Source organism: Streptomyces sp. NPDC091682 (genome assembly GCF_044756625.1).
In the GTDB taxonomy this organism is placed as follows: domain Bacteria; phylum Actinomycetota; class Actinomycetes; order Streptomycetales; family Streptomycetaceae; genus Streptomyces.
On record NZ_JBIVTH010000024.1, the window covers coordinates 66,752 to 81,843 of the forward strand.

Consider the following 15,092-nt stretch of genomic DNA (forward strand, 5'->3'; position numbering starts at 1 on the left):
GACGCACCACACACCGGAGGCTGTCGCGGCCTTCGACCACATGATCTCTCGCGGAGCAACGGGAAGCGATGTCTAGCAGGATAGATGGCGATAAGTCGGGACAGGTTCCGAGCAGGGTCCGCCGAATCCTCCGAGGCCCACAGCCGGAGTCGGTGCCCGGCCTGGTAGGTACGGCCGTCATGATCGTCGGCCTTCTGGACATCGCAGCAGGGGTGTTCCCGCGGTTCCGGCACAGCCGGATCCACGCGCTCGCCGAGGTGCTGCCGGTGTTCGGCCCCTTCGCAGCGGCCCTCGCCATCAGCGCGGGCGTACTGCTCCTGCTGCTCGCGCACGGCCTCAAGCGCCGCAAGCGCCGGGCCTGGCGGGCGGCGGTCGTACTGCTGCCGGCCGGTGCCGCGGCGCAGTTCCTCTACCGGCACTCGATCCCCGGCGTGGTCATCGCAGCGGTGCTCTTCGCGCTGCTGCTGCGCCACCAGAGCGAGTTCAAGGCGCTGCCCGACCCGCGCAGCCGCTGGAAGGCCCTCGCCAACTTCGTACTGATGAGCGCCGGATCCATCGGCCTCGGCCTGCTCATCGTGAACGTCCACCCGAACCGGGTCGTCGGCAACCCGAGCCTGTACGAGCAGATCACGCACGTCGTCTACGGCCTCTTCGGCTTCGAGGGCCCCGTCGACTACGCGGGCCAGGTGTCCTGGACCGTCGGATACTCCCTCGGGGCCCTCGGCATGCTGACCGCCCTCACCACCATCTACCTGGCCTTCCGCCCCGAGCACCCGGCCGCCCGACTCACCGCCGACGACGAGGGCAAGCTGCGCGAACTGCTCGCCAAGCACGGCGGCCGCGACTCGCTCGGCCACTTCGCGCTCCGCCGCGACAAGGCCGTCGTCTTCTCCCCCAGCGGCAAGGCCGCCGTCACCTACCGCGTCGTCTCCGGCGTGATGCTGGCCTCCGGCGACCCCATCGGCGACGTCGAGGCCTGGCCCGGCGCGATCGAGCGGTTCATGGAGGAGGCCAAGGCCCACTCCTGGACCCCGGCCGTCGTGGGCTGCAGCGAGACCGGCGGCGAGGTCTGGACCCGCGAGACCGGTCTGGACGCCCTGGAGCTGGGTGACGAGGCGATTGTCGATGTCAAAGACTTCTCCCTCGCGGGCCGTCCCATGCGCAATGTCCGCCAGATGGTGAAGCGCATCGAGCGCAACGGCTACACCACCCAGGTCCGCCGGGTCAGCGAGCTGACCGACGAGGAGCTGGAGCGGGTCCGCGGCGCGGCCGAGGCCTGGCGCGGCACCGACACCGAGCGCGGCTTCTCGATGGCCCTGGGCCGGGTCGGCGAGGAGGGCGACGGCGACTGCTTCATCGCCACCGCGCACCGCATCGAGGAGGGCGACACCAGCCCGTACGGCGACCTGAAGGCCGTCCTGCACTTCGTCCCGTGGGGCAAGGACGGCATGTCGCTGGAGCTGATGCGCCGCGACCGCGCCGCCGACCCCGGCATGAACGAGCTGCTGATCGTCGCCTCCCTCCAGGCCGCCCCCGACCTGAAGATCGAGAAGGTCTCGCTGAACTTCGCGATGTTCCGCGCTGCCCTCGCCCGCGGCGAGAAGATCGGCGCCGGCCCGGTCCTGCGGATGTGGCGCGGCCTGCTGGTCTTCCTCTCCCGCTGGTTCCAGATCGAGTCGCTCTACAAGTTCAACGAGAAGTTCCGCCCCCGCTGGGAGCCGCGCTTCATGGTCTACCGCAACAGCCGCGACCTGCCCCGCATCGGCTTCGCCGTGATGCAGGCCGAGGGCTTCGTCACGGTGGCCCTGCCCCGGCTGTTCGCCAGCCGCCGCCGCCCCAAGCCGGTGCGCACCTGCACGCACAACCACATGACGACCGTGCCCAAGCAGCAGGAGCGCGAGGTCCAGGCCGCGTAGCCCGCGCCGGACCTGCGGCCCGGACGGAGAACCCGGCAGGAGCCGGGAGAACCCGACGCAGCCCCGAACGCCGGACAGGACCCCGGCGCCCTCGCACCGCCCGGCGGAGCAAGGGCGCCGGGGCCCTGTCGTATCCAGGTCAGCCCTACCCTTGGACCTATGAACACGAAGCGCGGAGCCACCGGCAGGGGCCGGGTCGCAGGTCTGCCGGACTGGGACCGTTGCGCGGTCATGGGCGTCGTCAACGTCACCCCCGACTCCTTCTCCGACGGCGGCCGGTGGTTCGACACCACCGCCGCGGTCAAGCGCGGCCTCGACCTCGTCGAGCACGGCGCCGACCTCGTCGACGTCGGCGGCGAGTCCACCCGGCCCGGCGCCTCCCGCGTCGACGAGGAAGAGGAGCTGCGCCGGGTCGTCCCCGTGGTCCGGGGCCTCGCCTCCGAGGGCGTCACCGTCTCCGTGGACACCATGCGCGCGGCCGTCGCCGCCCGGGCCGTCGAGGCCGGCGCGACCCTGGTCAACGACGTCAGCGGCGGCCTGGCCGACCCCGGGATGATCCCGGCCGTCGCCGCCGCCGAGGTGCCCTTCGTCGTGATGCACTGGCGCGGCTTCAGCGCCGACATGAACAGCCTCGCCGTCTACGACGACGTGGTCGCCGAGGTCACCGCCGAGCTGCGGACCCGGATCGACGCGGTCGTGGCCGGCGGGATAGCCCCCGAGCGGCTCCTCGTCGACCCCGGCCTCGGCTTCGCCAAGAACGCCGAGCACGACCTGGCCCTCGTCGCCCACCTGCCCGAGCTGCGCGCGCTGGGCTTCCCGCTGCTGGTCGCCGCGTCGAGGAAGCGTTTCCTCGGCCGGGTCCTGGCCGGCGGGGCCGACATCACCCCGCCGCCCGCCCGCGAGCGCGACGCCGCCACGGCCGCCGTCTCCGCGATCGCCGCCCACCAGGGCGCCTGGGCCGTACGGGTGCACGAGGTACGGGCGACCGCGGACGCGGTTCGAGTGGCCCGTGCCGTGGAAGGCGCACTCTGATCCGTACCCACCGACAAGGAGCACCGTGAGCAGAACCGACATCGAGGCGGTCGAAGAGGTCAACACGGCCTTCTACGAGGCAATGGAGCGGGGGGACTTCGACTCACTGTCGGCGCTCTGGCTGGAGGACGAGATCTCCTGCGTCCATCCCGGCTGGCCGGTGCTCTCGGGCCGCGGCGAGGTCCTGCGCTCGTACGCGCTCATCATGTCGCACACCGACTACATCCAGTTCTTCCTCACCGACACCAAAGTGGCCGTAATAGGTGATACCGCCCTGGTGACGTGTACGGAGAACATCCTCAGCGGCGGCCCCGCCGAGGACGGCGGAGAACTCGGCCCGCTCGTCGGTCAGCTGGTCGTCGCGACGAATGTGTTCCGACGCACATCCGAGGGCTGGCGGCTCTGGTCCCACCACGGTTCTCCCGTCCTCACCGAGTCCGACGAGGACGAGGAGGAGGACGCCTCCTGACCCCTTCGGCGGGAGCCGGACTATTTCGCAGGTAAATTCGAAGACGGACGACGCCGACCGCACTCGGCGCAGCCATGGCCCCGGGGAGCCCCGGGACCGGAAGCACCTACGAAAGCAGGAGTGATTCGCGTGGATCGTGTCGCGCTGCGCGGCCTCAAGGCTCGCGGGCACCACGGCGTCTTCCCCCGGGAACGCGAGGAAGGCCAGACCTTCATCGTCGACCTGGTGCTGCACCTCGACACCCGTCCCGCCGCGGCCGGGGACGACCTGGCAAAGACCGTGCATTACGGGGTAGTAGCCGAAGAGGTCGTCGACGTCGTCCAGGGCGAACCCGTCGACCTGATCGAAACCCTGGCCGAGCGAATCGCCCAGCAGTGCCTCAAGCACGAAGCGGTGGCGCAGGTGGAGGTCGTCGTCCACAAGCCGGACGCGCCCATCACCGTCCCCTTCGACGACGTGACCATCACGATCACCCGGAGCCGCGCATGAACAACGGACTGAACGCCCCGAGCGACCCCACCGTCCAGCCGGTCCCCGCCTCCGTCGTGGAGGCGGTCGACGCGGCGGACGTGACCCTGTCGAACCCCAAATGGGCCGTGATCGCGCTCGGCGCGAACCTCGGCAACCGGCTGGAGACCCTGCAGGGTGCCATCGACGCCCTCGGTGACACTCCCGGCATGCGGGTCAAGGCCGTCTCCCCCGTCTACGAGACCGAGCCGTGGGGCGTCGAACCCGGCTCGCAGCCCTCGTACCTCAACGCGGTCGTCGCCGTGAAGACCACCCTGCCGCCGTCCTCGCTCCTGGAGCGCGCGCACGCCGTCGAGGAGGCCTTCGACCGCGTCCGCGAGGAGCGCTGGGGGCCGCGCACGATCGACGTGGACATCGTCGCGTACGCCGACCGGGTCTCCGACGACCCGGTCCTCACCCTCCCGCACCCGCGCGCCCACCAGCGCGCCTTCGTACTGGCCCCTTGGCACGACATCGACCCGGAGGCCCAGATCCCGGGCCGCGGCCCGGTCACGGCGCTGCTGGCCGAAATCGGCCTGGTCGGCGTGGAGCCGCGCCCCGACCTGGAACTCCACCTCCCCGAGTAGTCGTTAGTAGCCTGTTCACGGCTACTCGCTGCAAGAAGTGGGGAACGGGCAATTGAAGCAACTGAGGCCGGCGGTCCTGGCGGGCATTTTCGTGGTCGCCGGCGTCCTGTCCTGGGCGGGCGCGCGCCTGTGGAACGCCTACGGCACCCTGCCGGGCGTTCCGCTGGCCGCGCCGATCGTCCTGGGCGCCATCGCTGCGGTACTGCTGGCCACGGCCCTGTCCATGCGCGCCCGCCTCAAGGCCCAGCGCGAGCGGCGCCCGGGCGCCAAGGGCGTGGAGCCGCTGATGGCGGCCCGCGCGGTGGTGTTCGGACAGGCCAGTGCACTGGTGGCCGCGCTGGTGGCGGGCATGTACGGCGGTGTGGGCGTCTTCCTGCTGACCGACGCCCTCGACGTCCCCGCCCGCCGCGACCAGGCCTGGTACGCCGGCTTCTCGGTCCTGGCGGGCATCGCGGTTATCGCCGCCGCGCTCTTCCTGGAGCACGTCCTCAAACTCCCGGAGGACGAGGACCCGGGCAAGGCCCCGGCCAAGGCCTAGGCCACCCGGTCGGCCCCGGGCCGGGGCCGACCGGGTTCCGGCTCAGCGGGCCATGATCAGGGACATGGCCTCGTTGCGGGTGGCGGAGTCGCGGAGCTGGCCGCGGACCGCCGAGGTGATGGTCTTCGCGCCGGGCTTGCGGACCCCGCGCATGGTCATGCACATGTGCTCGCACTCGATGACCACGATGACCCCGCGCGGATCCAGGATCTCCATCAGGGAGTCCGCGATCTGCGTGGTCAGGCGCTCCTGAACCTGGGGACGGCGGGCGAACACGTCCACGAGGCGGGCCAGCTTCGACAGGCCGGTGATCTTGCCGTCGGTGGACGGGATGTAGCCGACGTGCGCCACGCCGTGGAACGGAACCAGATGATGTTCACATGAACTCATGACTTCGATGTCCTTCACGAGGACCATCTCGTCGTGGCCCAGGTCGAACGTCGTCGTCAGGACCTCTTCGGGCTTCTGGTACAGCCCGGCGAATATCTCCCGGTACGAGCGCGCCACGCGCGCCGGGGTCTCCAGCAGGCCCTCTCGGTCCGGGTCCTCGCCGACCGCGATCAGGAGCTCGCGGATCGCCGCCTCCGCGCGCTTCTCGTCGAACTCGCCGATCCTGCCCTCGTCACCGGTCAGGGTCACTGGGTCGGTCATCTCATCCTCGTTCCTGTCCGCACACGCGGTCGTACAAATGTGCCGCGCCCCCCAGGCTAGAACCTGGGGGGCGCGGCTTCCATTCCGGGTGGGGCGAGCCGCCGGTTACTCGGGGCGGTCCTCGGGAGCCACCTCGATGCCCTTCTCCGTGGAGACCGGCGCGACACTGGCCGACGTGCCGTTCGCCGAGTTCGTCAGCTGGAGCTCCTTGGGAGAGAGCACCGGCGGACGGGTGGAGGGGGTGCGGCGGGCGGAGCCGGTCCACGCGGGGCGGGCCGGACGCTTGACGATGGTCGAGAAGATCTCGGCGATCTCCTCCTTGCCCAGCGTCTCCTTCTCCAGCAGCGCGAGGACCAGGTTGTCGAGGACGTCGCGGTTCTCGACCAGGATCTCCCAGGCCTCGTTGTGCGCGGTCTCGATGAGCTTCTTGACCTCTTCGTCGACCAGCGCCGCGACCTCTTCCGAGTAGTCCCGCGGGTGCGACATCTCGCGACCCAGGAACGGCTCGGTGTTGTCGCCACCGAACTTGATCGCACCGAGACGCTCGGTCATGCCGTACTGCGTGACCATGGCCCGCGCCGTGGCGGTGGCCTTCTCGATGTCGTTCGCCGCGCCGGTGGTCGGGTCGTGGAAGACCAGCTCCTCCGCCGCGCGGCCGCCCAGCATGTACGCCAGCTGGTCGAGCATCTCGTTGCGCGTGGTGGAGTACTTGTCCTCGTCGGGCAGGACCATGGTGTAACCCAGGGCCCGACCGCGGGACAGGATCGTGATCTTGTGGACCGGGTCGGAGTTCGGGGAGGCCGCCGCGACCAGGGCGTGACCGCCCTCGTGGTACGCGGTGATCTTCTTTTCCCGGTCCGACATGATCCGGGTCCGCTTCTGCGGGCCCGCCACGACGCGGTCGATCGCCTCGTCCAGCGAGTGGTTGTCGATCAGCTTCTTGTCCGAGCGGGCCGTGAGCAGCGCGGCCTCGTTCAGGACGTTGGAGAGATCGGCACCGGTGAAGCCGGGCGTGCGGCGGGCGACGGCGCCCAGGTCGACGTCCGGGGCGACCGGCTTGCCCTTCTGGTGGACCTTGAGGATCTCCAGACGGCCCTGCATGTCCGGACGGTCGACCGCGATCTGCCGGTCGAAGCGGCCCGGGCGCAGCAGCGCCGGGTCGAGGATGTCCGGGCGGTTCGTGGCGGCGATCAGGATGACGCCGCCCTTCACGTCGAAGCCGTCCATCTCGACCAGCAGCTGGTTGAGGGTCTGCTCGCGCTCGTCGTGACCGCCGCCGAGACCCGCACCGCGGTGCCGGCCGACGGCGTCGATCTCGTCGACGAAGACGATCGCCGGTGCGTTGGCCTTGGCCTGCTCGAACAGGTCGCGGACGCGCGAGGCACCGACACCGACGAACATCTCGACGAAGTCGGATCCGGAGATCGAGTAGAAGGGGACACCGGCCTCGCCCGCGACGGCACGCGCGAGCAGGGTCTTGCCGGTGCCGGGCGGGCCGTACAGCAGCACGCCCTTGGGGATCTTGGCGCCGACGGCCTGGAACTTCGCCGGCTCCTGCAGGAACTCCTTGATCTCGTGGAGTTCCTCGACGGCCTCGTCCGAGCCCGCGACATCGGCGAACGTGGTCTTCGGGGTGTCCTTGGTGATGAGCTTGGCCTTGGACTTCCCGAAGTTCATGACCCGGGAGCCGCCACCCTGCATCTGGTTCATCAGGAACAGGAAGACAACGACGATGAGCACGAAGGGCAGGAACGAGAGCAGCACGCTCAGGAACGGGCTGGTCTTGTCCGGAGTGACGGAGTACCCGTCCGGGATCTGACCGGCGTCGTACTTGGTCTGGAGGCTCTGGGCGAGCTGGACGCCCTGATCCCCGATGTAGTTGGCCTGGAACTTGGTGCCGTCGTGCTTGCCGAGCTTCTCGCCTTGCTTGAGCTCGATCTTGATCATCTGGCTGTCGCCGGTGGTCAGCTTGGCTGTCTCCACCTGGCCAGTGTTGATCGCCTTGATGACCTCGCTGGTGTCCACCGACTTGTAGCCGCCGCCGGAGCCGACGACATTCATCAACACGACCACGGCGAGGACGGCCAGCACGATCCACATGACCGGCCCACGGAAGTATCGCTTCACGTCCATCCATACGGGACGCCAGGCGTCCCGTCCCTCCTGCCCGTAGGTAAATGCTGCTGTGAGTAAAGACTGTTCTTCGGAATGTACCCCTGAATTGTCACCCGCGGCCCTGTGGGACGGCTGACAGACCCGCTTTCCCCTGCTTCAACGGAGGGAAACGCCCCCAGGTTCCCCGCGGACCGGCGGGGTTCCCGGGGGCGGGAGCGGTGATCAGCCGCCGTAGACGTGCGGGGCGAGCGTGCCGACGAACGGCAGGTTGCGGTACTTCTCCGCGTAGTCCAGGCCGTAGCCCACGACGAACTCGTTGGGGATGTCGAAGCCGACCCACTTCACGTCGATCGCGACCTTGGCGGCCTCGGGCTTGCGCAGCAGCGTGACGACCTCCAGGGAGGCCGGCTGGCGGGAGCCCAGGTTCGACAGCAGCCAGGACAGCGTCAGGCCCGAGTCGATGATGTCCTCGACGATCAGGACGTGCTTGTCCTTGATGTCGGTGTCCAGGTCCTTGAGGATCCGCACCACGCCGGAGGACTGGGTCCCGGCGCCGTAGGACGACACCGCCATCCAGTCCATGGTGAGCGGGGTGGACAAGGCGCGCGCCAGGTCCGCCATCACCATCACGGCGCCCTTGAGCACACCGACGATGAGCAGGTCCTTGCCCGCGTACTCCGCGTCGATCTTCGCGGCCAGCTCGGCCAGCTTCGCGTCGATCTCTTCCTTGGTGATGAGCACCGACTGGAGGTCGCTGCCCATGTCCTTCTCGTCCACCCGCATCACTTTCGTTGTCGGCCGGGGCTCCGGGGGCGACCCCGGAGGACTCAGCCGTGTTTCAGCACCAATCAGCCCTGCCGGATGACAAGTCTGCCACCCTGCCGCTGGGCCTCGACCCGGCCGGGCAGGTTGATGGCGCCCTGACCCCGCCATCCGGTGATGAGACGGTCGACTTCTTCGATGTGGCGGGCGAAGAGGGAGCCCGCGGGAGAACCCGCCGCGACGACGGCCCTGCGCAGCACGCGGCGGCGGACGGCCGGGGGCAGGGCGTAGAGCTTGGCGCACTCCAGGCGGCCGTCCGCGTCGCGCACGCCGGTCTCCGCCTCGGCGGCCCAGGCGTCCAGGGCGTCGGCGTCGTCCCGGGAGAGCTGCGCGGTGCGGGCGAGCGCCTCGACGACCCCCTTGCCGAGCGCCTTCTCCAGGGCGGGCAGTCCCTCGTGGCGCAGTCGGGAGCGGGTGTAGGCGGGGTCGATGTTGTGCGGGTCGTCCCAGACGGGGAGGGACTGGACCATGCAGGCCTTGCGGGCGGTCTGCCGGTCGACCTGGAGGAAGGGGCGGCGGTAGCGGTTCGTGCGGCCCGCGCTGCCGCCGGAGACCTCCGGCATGCCGGAGAGCGAACGGATGCCGGAGCCGCGGGCCAGGCCCAGCAGGACGGTTTCGGCTTGATCGTCCCGGGTGTGGCCGAGCAGCACGGCGGCGGCGCCGAGGCGGTCCGCGGCTTCGTCCAGGGCCCCGTAGCGGGCGTCGCGGGCGGCGGCCTCGGGCCCGCCGTCGCGGCCGACGCGCACGGCGACGGACTCCACCGGGTCGAGGCGGAGCGCGGTCATCCGGGTGACGACCTCGGCGGCGCGCAGGTCGGAGCCGGGCTGCAGTCCGTGGTCGACGGTGATGCCGCCGGCCCGGATGCCGAGCTTGGGGGCCTCGAAGGCGAGGGCGGAGGCGAGCGCCATGGAGTCGGCCCCGCCGGAGCAGGCGACGAGGACGAGCGGCAGGGTGCCCCCGGCGCGGTGGGGGCCGGCGGAATTGCCGGTGTGGTCGGTGAGGACGTCGTGGAGTACGCGGCGGACCGCCAGGCGTATCGCCGCGACCGCAGGATGGGGACCCATGTCCGGTGCCCTTCGATGGAGTTCGGATGCCTCGGAGGCGTTGGGGTGGTGTGCTGGGGTGCTGCTGCCCGGCTGCCCCCGCGGAACGGGAGGATGTCACTCAGAGTGCGTCGATGGTGACAGAGCCGAGCCGTTCCCCGAGCATCGCACGCCCTTCAACGCCCCACGGTCCCTCGGACGGGTGACGCTGCTTCCCCCAGTGAGACATGTTTACGCCCCCTGTGTCACTCCGCTTCGCTCGGTTCGCTCCCCTTGCGGTGGACCCGCGCGACCCAGTCGGCGGGCCGGGCGATCTCGGCCTTGGTCGGCAGTGTGTTCGGGGAGGTCCACACCCGGTTGAAGCCGTCCATGCCGACCTGGCCGACGACGGCGCGTACGAAGCGCTCGCCGTCGCGGTACTGGCGCAGCTTGGCGTCGAGGCCCAGCAGCTTGCGCAGGGCGGCGTCGAGGCGGCCGGCCCCGCTGGCCCTGCGCTGCTGGAACTTCTCCCGGATCTCGGCGACCGAGGGCACCACCTGGGGGCCGACCCCGTCCATCACGAAGTCGGCGTGGCCCTCCAGCAGGGACATGACGGCGGTGAGCCGGCTCAGGATCTCGCGCTGCTCGGGGGTCTGCACGAGCTCCACGAGGGAGCGTCCCTCGTCGCCGCGCTCGGCGTCGGGGCGGGCGCCCGCGAAGGACTGGGCGGCCTCGCGGATGCGCTCCAGCACGGTGGACGGGTCCACTTCGGTCGCTCCGAGGAACGTCTGGATTTCGCCTTCGAGGTGCTCGCGCAACCACGGGACGGCCGTGAACTGTGTACGGTGCGTCTCCTCGTGCAGGCAGACCCACAGCCGGAAGTCGTGCGGGTGCACCTCCAGCTCGCGCTCGACGTGCACGATGTTGGGCGCGACGAGCAGCAGCCGGCCGCCGGCGGCGGAGGCGGGCAGGTCCCGGGAGACGGGCGCGAAGGTCTCGTACTGGCCCAGGACCCGGGAGGCCAGGAAGCTCAGCAGCATGCCCAGCTCGACGCCGGTGACCTTGCCGCCGACGGCTCCGAGGACGGCTCCGCCCGAGGCGCCCGCGCGGCGGTCCTGCATCTTGCCGAGGAGCGGCTGGAGCAGCTCCCGGAAGCCGGCGACGTTGGCCTTGACCCAGCCGGCCCGGTCGACGACCAGGACGGGCGTGTCGGGGACGGCCGACCCCTCGGGGATCATCCGGGTGAACTCGCGCACGTGCCGTTCCGAGGTCCTGGCGTGCCGCCGCAGCTCCGCCACGACGGCCCGCGCCTCGTCCCGGGTGACCTCCGGGCCGGGTCGTACCAGTCGGGTCGCGGTCGCCACCGCGAGGTTCCAGTCGACCATCTCCGCACCACCGATGCTCGTCATGCGTCAACCGTACGTGGACCGGCCCTCGGGCGGACCCCCTACGAAGCGGTCGCGACGGCCGCGGCCAGCTTGTCGAGGGCTTTCTCCGCGCCCTCGGGGCCGGGAGTGTTCGCCGTCAGGAAGGCGAAGGCGAGGAGTCGGCCGGAGGGGTCGACGACCGTTCCGGAGAGGGAGTTCACCCCGGACAGGGTGCCGGTCTTGGCGCGGAGCAGGCCGGCCGCCGGGGAACTGCCGGAGTTGCGGACCTTGAGGGTTCCGGTGAATCCGGCGACGGGCAGTCCGGTGAGGACCGGCCGCAGTTCGGGGCGCTGGGGGTCGGCGGCCTTGGTGAGGAGCGCGGTCAGCAGGCCCGCGCTGATCTTGTCGGCGCGGTTCAGGCCGCTGCCGTCGGCGAAGCGGGAGCCGGCGGTGTCGATGCCGAGGGCGGTGAGCCGGTCGGTGACGGCCCGTTCGGCGCCCTCGAAGCTCGCCGGGCGGCCGGAGGCGAGGGCGGTCTGCCGGGCGAGGGCCTCGGCGATGTCGTTGTCGCTGTTGGTCAGCATCCGCTCGACGAGCCCCGCGACCGGGGTGGAGAGGGTGACGGCCAGCGGCTGGACACCGGCGGCAGGTTTGGCCCTGACCGGTTCGCCGGTGACCTTGATGCCGCGATCGGCCAGCAGGGTGCGGAAGGCCCGGGCGGCGTCCCCGGAGGGGTCGCCGGTGCGGTCCACGGGCCCGGAGGTGGAGTCGTCGGGGCGGCCCTCGTCGGCCGTCAAGGCGGTCACCGGAGCGATGTTGGGGTTGGCGCCGATCGGGTGGCGGGCGGGGCCGGTGTAGAGGCCGTCGTCGTATCCGAGGGTCACGGTGTCGGTGCCGGCGGCCTTGAGGGCCTGCGCGGTGTCGCCGGCGAGGGCGACGAGGCTGCCGCCGGATCCGGCGGGGTTCTTCTTCTTCGCGCTGAGCGAGGGGTCGCCGCCGCCGACCAGGACGATCTGTCCGGGGGCGGCGCCGGGCGTGACGGTGGTCCTGATCCGGTGCTCGGGCCCGAGGGCGGCCAGCACGGCCGCGGCGGTGACGATCTTGACGGTGGAGGCGGGGGTCATCGCGTCCCGCGCCCCGGACTCGTAGAGGACCTGCCCGGTGGCGGTGTCGACGACGGACGCGGTGCGGACGGTGCCGAGCGCGGGATCGGCGAGCAGCGGCTTGAGGGCGGCGGCCAGGCCTCCGGCGGCGGCGGGCGCGGCGGGGGCGCTCTGCGCGCTCGGGACGCCGGGGCCGATCGCGCCGAGGACTCCGGGTGCGCTGGGCGCCGCCTCGGGCAGGGCGCCGGAATCGGGCCCTCCACCGTGATCTGCGCCACCCGTACGGCCCCAGGAGGCGGCTCTGACCCGCTCGGCCTTACGCTGGCCGGAGTCCCAAGGACCGGCGGCGGCCACCGCTGCCACCGACAGGGCGAGGCCGGCGACGGCCGACCCCGCGATGAGCTGCCAGGTCTTGACCAATGGCACCTCGGACCAGCCCCTTTCGCGATCACACATATGCGTGAGGGACACTTAACCACTGCGTCTTGCCGCGAGCATGGCACCCCACCCGGCAGGGCTGGACCGGACGCGCACGCAGGTGAAACGACGCAGTCCCGAAGCAATGCAGCTGATCATGGAGGAGCAGGACGTGGAGTTCGACGTCACCATCGAGATCCCCAAGGGTTCGCGGAACAAGTACGAGGTGGACCACGAGACCGGCCGGATCCGTCTGGACCGTCGCCTCTTCACCTCGACCAGCTACCCGGCCGACTACGGCTTCGTCGAGAACACCCTCGGCGAGGACGGCGACCCGCTGGACGCGCTGGTCATCCTTGACGAGCCGACCTTCCCGGGCTGCCTGATCAAGTGCCGCGCCATCGGCATGTTCAACATGACGGACGAGGCGGGCGGCGACGCCAAGCTGCTGTGCGTGCCGGCCTCCGACCCGCGCGTCGAGCACCTGCGCGACATCCACCACGTGTCCGAGTTCGACCGCCTGGAGATCCAGCACTTCTTCGAGGTCTACAAGGACCTGGAGCCGGGCAAGTCGGTCGAGGGCGCGAACTGGGTCGGTCGCACCGAGGCCGAGGCCGAGATCGAGGCCTCGTTCAAGCGCCTGGAGGCGCAGGGCGGCCACCACTGAGCTCGCGCTCGGCGGTAACGGGCCGGGGCACTGCTCCGCGCCCCTCGTGACATGGCGGGCGGTATCCCACGGGGATGCCGCCCGCCGTCGCGTTCGCGGGCCGCTGCGGCGGGCGCGGCCGGGTCTGCTGGGGCCGGCGGGGCCGCCGGGTCCGCGCCGGAAGTGCGTTGGGTATGCGGTGGGAGGAAACGATTCCGCATACTGATACCCCGGGTGATCACGGACTGGAGGACGCGTGGCGGAGGCCGACGGGGCAGAGGACAGGAAGCCCCAGTCCGACGAGGCGCACAGCGCCTTCACGCCGCCGCCCGGCATGGAGCCGGACGTTCCCGAGGAGGACCAGCCCACCTCGGAATTCGCCCGTCCGGCGGGCGCCGAACCGGTGGAGCCCGAGCCCGAGGGGTCGGCCTTCGCCACCCCGGCCACGTACCGGGCCGCGCAGTCCCCGCTCGCCTACACCCCCGGCCAGGGCTTCCCCGTCGCACAGATGAAGGAATCGCCCTGGCAGGACCGCATGCGCACGATGCTGCGCATGCCGGTCGACGTGCGGCCCGTACCGGAGCTCGTGCAGCGGCACAGCGAGACCGGGCCCGCCGTGGGCCGCGTGCTCGACCTGACCCTGCGCATCGGCGAGCTGCTGCTCGCGGGCGGCGAGGGCGCCGAGGACGTGGAGGCCGCGATGTTCGCGGTGGCCCGCTCGTACGGGCTGGACCGCTGCGAGCCGACCGTCACCTTCACCATGCTGTCGATCAGCCACCACCCCTCGCTGGTGGGCGACCCGGTCTCGGCCAGCCGGACCGTGCGCCGCCGCGGCACCGACTACAACCGGCTCGCGGCCGTGTTCCGGCTCGTGGACGACATCAGCGCCCACGAGATCGACGTGACGCTGGAGGAGGCCTACCGGCGCCTCGCCGAGATCCGCCGCAACCGGCACCCGTACCCCGGCTGGATGCTCACGGCCTCCGCCGGACTGCTCGCCGGGGCGGCCTCCACCCTCGTCGGCGGCGGGATCCTCGTCTTCTTCGCCGCTGCGATCGGCGCGATGCTCGGCGACCGCCTGGCCTGGCTGTGCGCCGGGCGCGGGCTGCCCGAGTTCTACCAGTTCGTGGTCGCCGCGATGCCGCCGGCCGCCATCGGGGTCGCGCTCAACATGACGGGGATCGACGTCAAGGCCTCCGCCGTGATCACCGGTGGGCTGTTCGCGCTGCTGCCGGGACGGGCCGTGGTCGCGGCCGTGCAGGACGGCCTGACCGGCTACTACATCACCGCGTCGGCCCGGCTGCTGGAGGTCATGTACCTCTTCATCGGCATCATCATGGGCGTACTGGTGGTGCTCTACGTGGGGCTGCAGTTCGACGCCTCGCCGCGGCCGGAGGAGGTCCTCCAGATCCAACAGCGGCCGCTGATCCAGATCGCCGCCTCCATGGTGCTGGTATTCACCTTCGCGATCCTGCTCCAGCAGGAACGCTCCACCGTGTGGATCGTGACGCTGAACGGCGCGGTCGCCTGGGTCACCTTCGGGGCCCTGCACTACGCGGGGGGCATCCCGCCCGTACCGTCCACGGCCATCGCCGCCGGGCTGGTGGGCCTCTTCGGGCAGCTCTTCTCCCGCTACCGCTTCGCCTCCGCCCTGCCGTACGTGACGGCCGCCATCGGCCCGCTGCTGCCCGGCTCGGCGGTGTACTACGGGCTGCTGCTGATCGCCGAGGACCGGCTGAACGAGGGCCTGGGCTCGCTGGTGAACGCCGCGGCCATCGCACTGGCCATCGCGATCGGGGTCAACCTCGGGTCGGAGGCCTCGCGGCTGTTCATGCGCATCCCGGGGGCGGCGAGCGCAGCCAAGCGCCGTGCGGCCAAGCGGACCCGCGGCTTCTGAGCG

At 71.1% G+C, this 15,092-nt stretch carries 14 protein-coding genes; 8 read left to right on the forward strand and 6 right to left on the reverse strand.

Features of this window, described 5'->3' with window-relative positions:
* The first annotated feature begins 68 nt into the window (after positions 1–68).
* The 6 genes from ACIQK6_RS36245 to ACIQK6_RS36270 all read left to right on the forward strand — a co-directional run bounded on the left by ACIQK6_RS36245 (position 69) and on the right by ACIQK6_RS36270 (position 5,049).
* The gene (locus ACIQK6_RS36245; RefSeq protein WP_329099838.1) at positions 69–1,916 is read left to right on the forward strand and encodes a phosphatidylglycerol lysyltransferase domain-containing protein; all 1,848 of its coding nucleotides are present in this window, start codon (positions 69–71) and stop codon (positions 1,914–1,916) included.
* Between the two features lie 231 nt (positions 1,917–2,147).
* Positions 2,148–2,948 carry a dihydropteroate synthase gene (gene folP / locus ACIQK6_RS36250; RefSeq protein ID WP_402696786.1) on the forward strand — a complete coding sequence of 267 codons (801 nt, stop codon included), beginning with the start codon at positions 2,148–2,150 and terminating at the stop codon, positions 2,946–2,948.
* 25 nt (positions 2,949–2,973) lie between these two features.
* Positions 2,974–3,417 carry a nuclear transport factor 2 family protein gene (locus ACIQK6_RS36255; RefSeq protein ID WP_266603374.1) on the forward strand — a complete coding sequence of 148 codons (444 nt, stop codon included), beginning with the start codon at positions 2,974–2,976 and terminating at the stop codon, positions 3,415–3,417.
* Between the two features lie 129 nt (positions 3,418–3,546).
* Positions 3,547–3,906, forward strand: a complete 360-nt coding sequence (folB, locus tag ACIQK6_RS36260) for a dihydroneopterin aldolase (protein WP_030010912.1) — start codon at positions 3,547–3,549, stop codon at positions 3,904–3,906.
* Positions 3,903–4,511, forward strand: coding sequence for a 2-amino-4-hydroxy-6-hydroxymethyldihydropteridine diphosphokinase (folK, locus tag ACIQK6_RS36265; RefSeq protein WP_329099840.1), 609 nt, complete (start codon positions 3,903–3,905; stop codon positions 4,509–4,511). The genes folB and folK overlap by 4 nt, the downstream gene beginning before the upstream one ends.
* 52 nt (positions 4,512–4,563) lie before the next feature.
* The gene (locus ACIQK6_RS36270; RefSeq protein ID WP_329099841.1) at positions 4,564–5,049 is read left to right on the forward strand and encodes a DUF3180 domain-containing protein; all 486 of its coding nucleotides are present in this window, start codon (positions 4,564–4,566) and stop codon (positions 5,047–5,049) included.
* Between the two features lie 42 nt (positions 5,050–5,091).
* Here the strand turns inward: ACIQK6_RS36270 and folE are convergent, their stop codons facing one another.
* From folE to dacB, 6 genes are all read right to left on the reverse strand, one after another.
* Positions 5,092–5,700: a GTP cyclohydrolase I FolE gene (gene folE / locus ACIQK6_RS36275; RefSeq protein WP_329099842.1), complete on the reverse strand. Its 609-nt coding sequence runs from the start codon at positions 5,698–5,700 to the stop codon at positions 5,092–5,094.
* Positions 5,701–5,805: 105 nt separating this feature from the next.
* Entirely contained in the window at positions 5,806–7,833 is a 2,028-nt protein-coding gene (gene ftsH, locus ACIQK6_RS36280; RefSeq protein WP_329099843.1) for an ATP-dependent zinc metalloprotease FtsH, read from the reverse strand.
* Positions 7,834–8,037: 204 nt separating this feature from the next.
* The gene (gene hpt / locus ACIQK6_RS36285) at positions 8,038–8,598 is read right to left on the reverse strand and encodes a hypoxanthine phosphoribosyltransferase (RefSeq protein WP_030228417.1); all 561 of its coding nucleotides are present in this window, start codon (positions 8,596–8,598) and stop codon (positions 8,038–8,040) included.
* A 65-nt stretch (positions 8,599–8,663) separates the two neighbouring features.
* The gene (gene tilS / locus ACIQK6_RS36290; protein ID WP_329099844.1) at positions 8,664–9,701 is read right to left on the reverse strand and encodes a tRNA lysidine(34) synthetase TilS; all 1,038 of its coding nucleotides are present in this window, start codon (positions 9,699–9,701) and stop codon (positions 8,664–8,666) included.
* A gap of 224 nt (positions 9,702–9,925) precedes the next feature.
* Positions 9,926–11,068, reverse strand: coding sequence for a zinc-dependent metalloprotease (locus ACIQK6_RS36295; RefSeq protein ID WP_329099845.1), 1,143 nt, complete (start codon positions 11,066–11,068; stop codon positions 9,926–9,928).
* 38 nt (positions 11,069–11,106) lie between these two features.
* On the reverse strand, positions 11,107–12,585 hold the full coding sequence (gene dacB, locus ACIQK6_RS36300) for a D-alanyl-D-alanine carboxypeptidase/D-alanyl-D-alanine-endopeptidase (RefSeq protein WP_402696763.1): 1,479 nt from the start codon (positions 12,583–12,585) through the stop codon (positions 11,107–11,109).
* Between the two features lie 133 nt (positions 12,586–12,718).
* Here dacB and ACIQK6_RS36305 point away from each other — a divergent pair, with 133 nt between their 5' ends.
* Entirely contained in the window at positions 12,719–13,213 is a 495-nt protein-coding gene (locus ACIQK6_RS36305; RefSeq protein ID WP_030756147.1) for an inorganic diphosphatase, read from the forward strand.
* A 235-nt stretch (positions 13,214–13,448) separates the two neighbouring features.
* On the forward strand, positions 13,449–15,089 hold the full coding sequence (locus tag ACIQK6_RS36310; RefSeq protein WP_329099847.1) for a threonine/serine exporter family protein: 1,641 nt from the start codon (positions 13,449–13,451) through the stop codon (positions 15,087–15,089).
* The last annotated feature ends 3 nt before the right edge of the window (positions 15,090–15,092 follow it).

Excerpts from the sequence above, each read along its gene's own strand:
- ACIQK6_RS36245 (WP_329099838.1), top strand. The coding sequence starts at position 69 with ATGTCTAGCAGGATAGATGGCGATAAGTCGGGACAGGTTCCGAGCAGG.
- folP (WP_402696786.1), top strand. The coding sequence starts at position 2,148 with ATGGGCGTCGTCAACGTCACCCCCGACTCCTTCTCCGACGGCGGCCGG.
- folK (WP_329099840.1), top strand. The coding sequence starts at position 3,903 with ATGAACAACGGACTGAACGCCCCGAGCGACCCCACCGTCCAGCCGGTC.
- folE (WP_329099842.1), bottom strand. The coding sequence starts at position 5,700 with ATGACCGACCCAGTGACCCTGACCGGTGACGAGGGCAGGATCGGCGAG.
- ftsH (WP_329099843.1), bottom strand. The coding sequence starts at position 7,833 with ATGGACGTGAAGCGATACTTCCGTGGGCCGGTCATGTGGATCGTGCTG.
- hpt (WP_030228417.1), bottom strand. The coding sequence starts at position 8,598 with ATGCGGGTGGACGAGAAGGACATGGGCAGCGACCTCCAGTCGGTGCTC.
- tilS (WP_329099844.1), bottom strand. The coding sequence starts at position 9,701 with ATGGGTCCCCATCCTGCGGTCGCGGCGATACGCCTGGCGGTCCGCCGC.
- ACIQK6_RS36295 (WP_329099845.1), bottom strand. The coding sequence starts at position 11,068 with ATGACGAGCATCGGTGGTGCGGAGATGGTCGACTGGAACCTCGCGGTG.
- dacB (WP_402696763.1), bottom strand. The coding sequence starts at position 12,585 with ATGTGTGATCGCGAAAGGGGCTGGTCCGAGGTGCCATTGGTCAAGACC.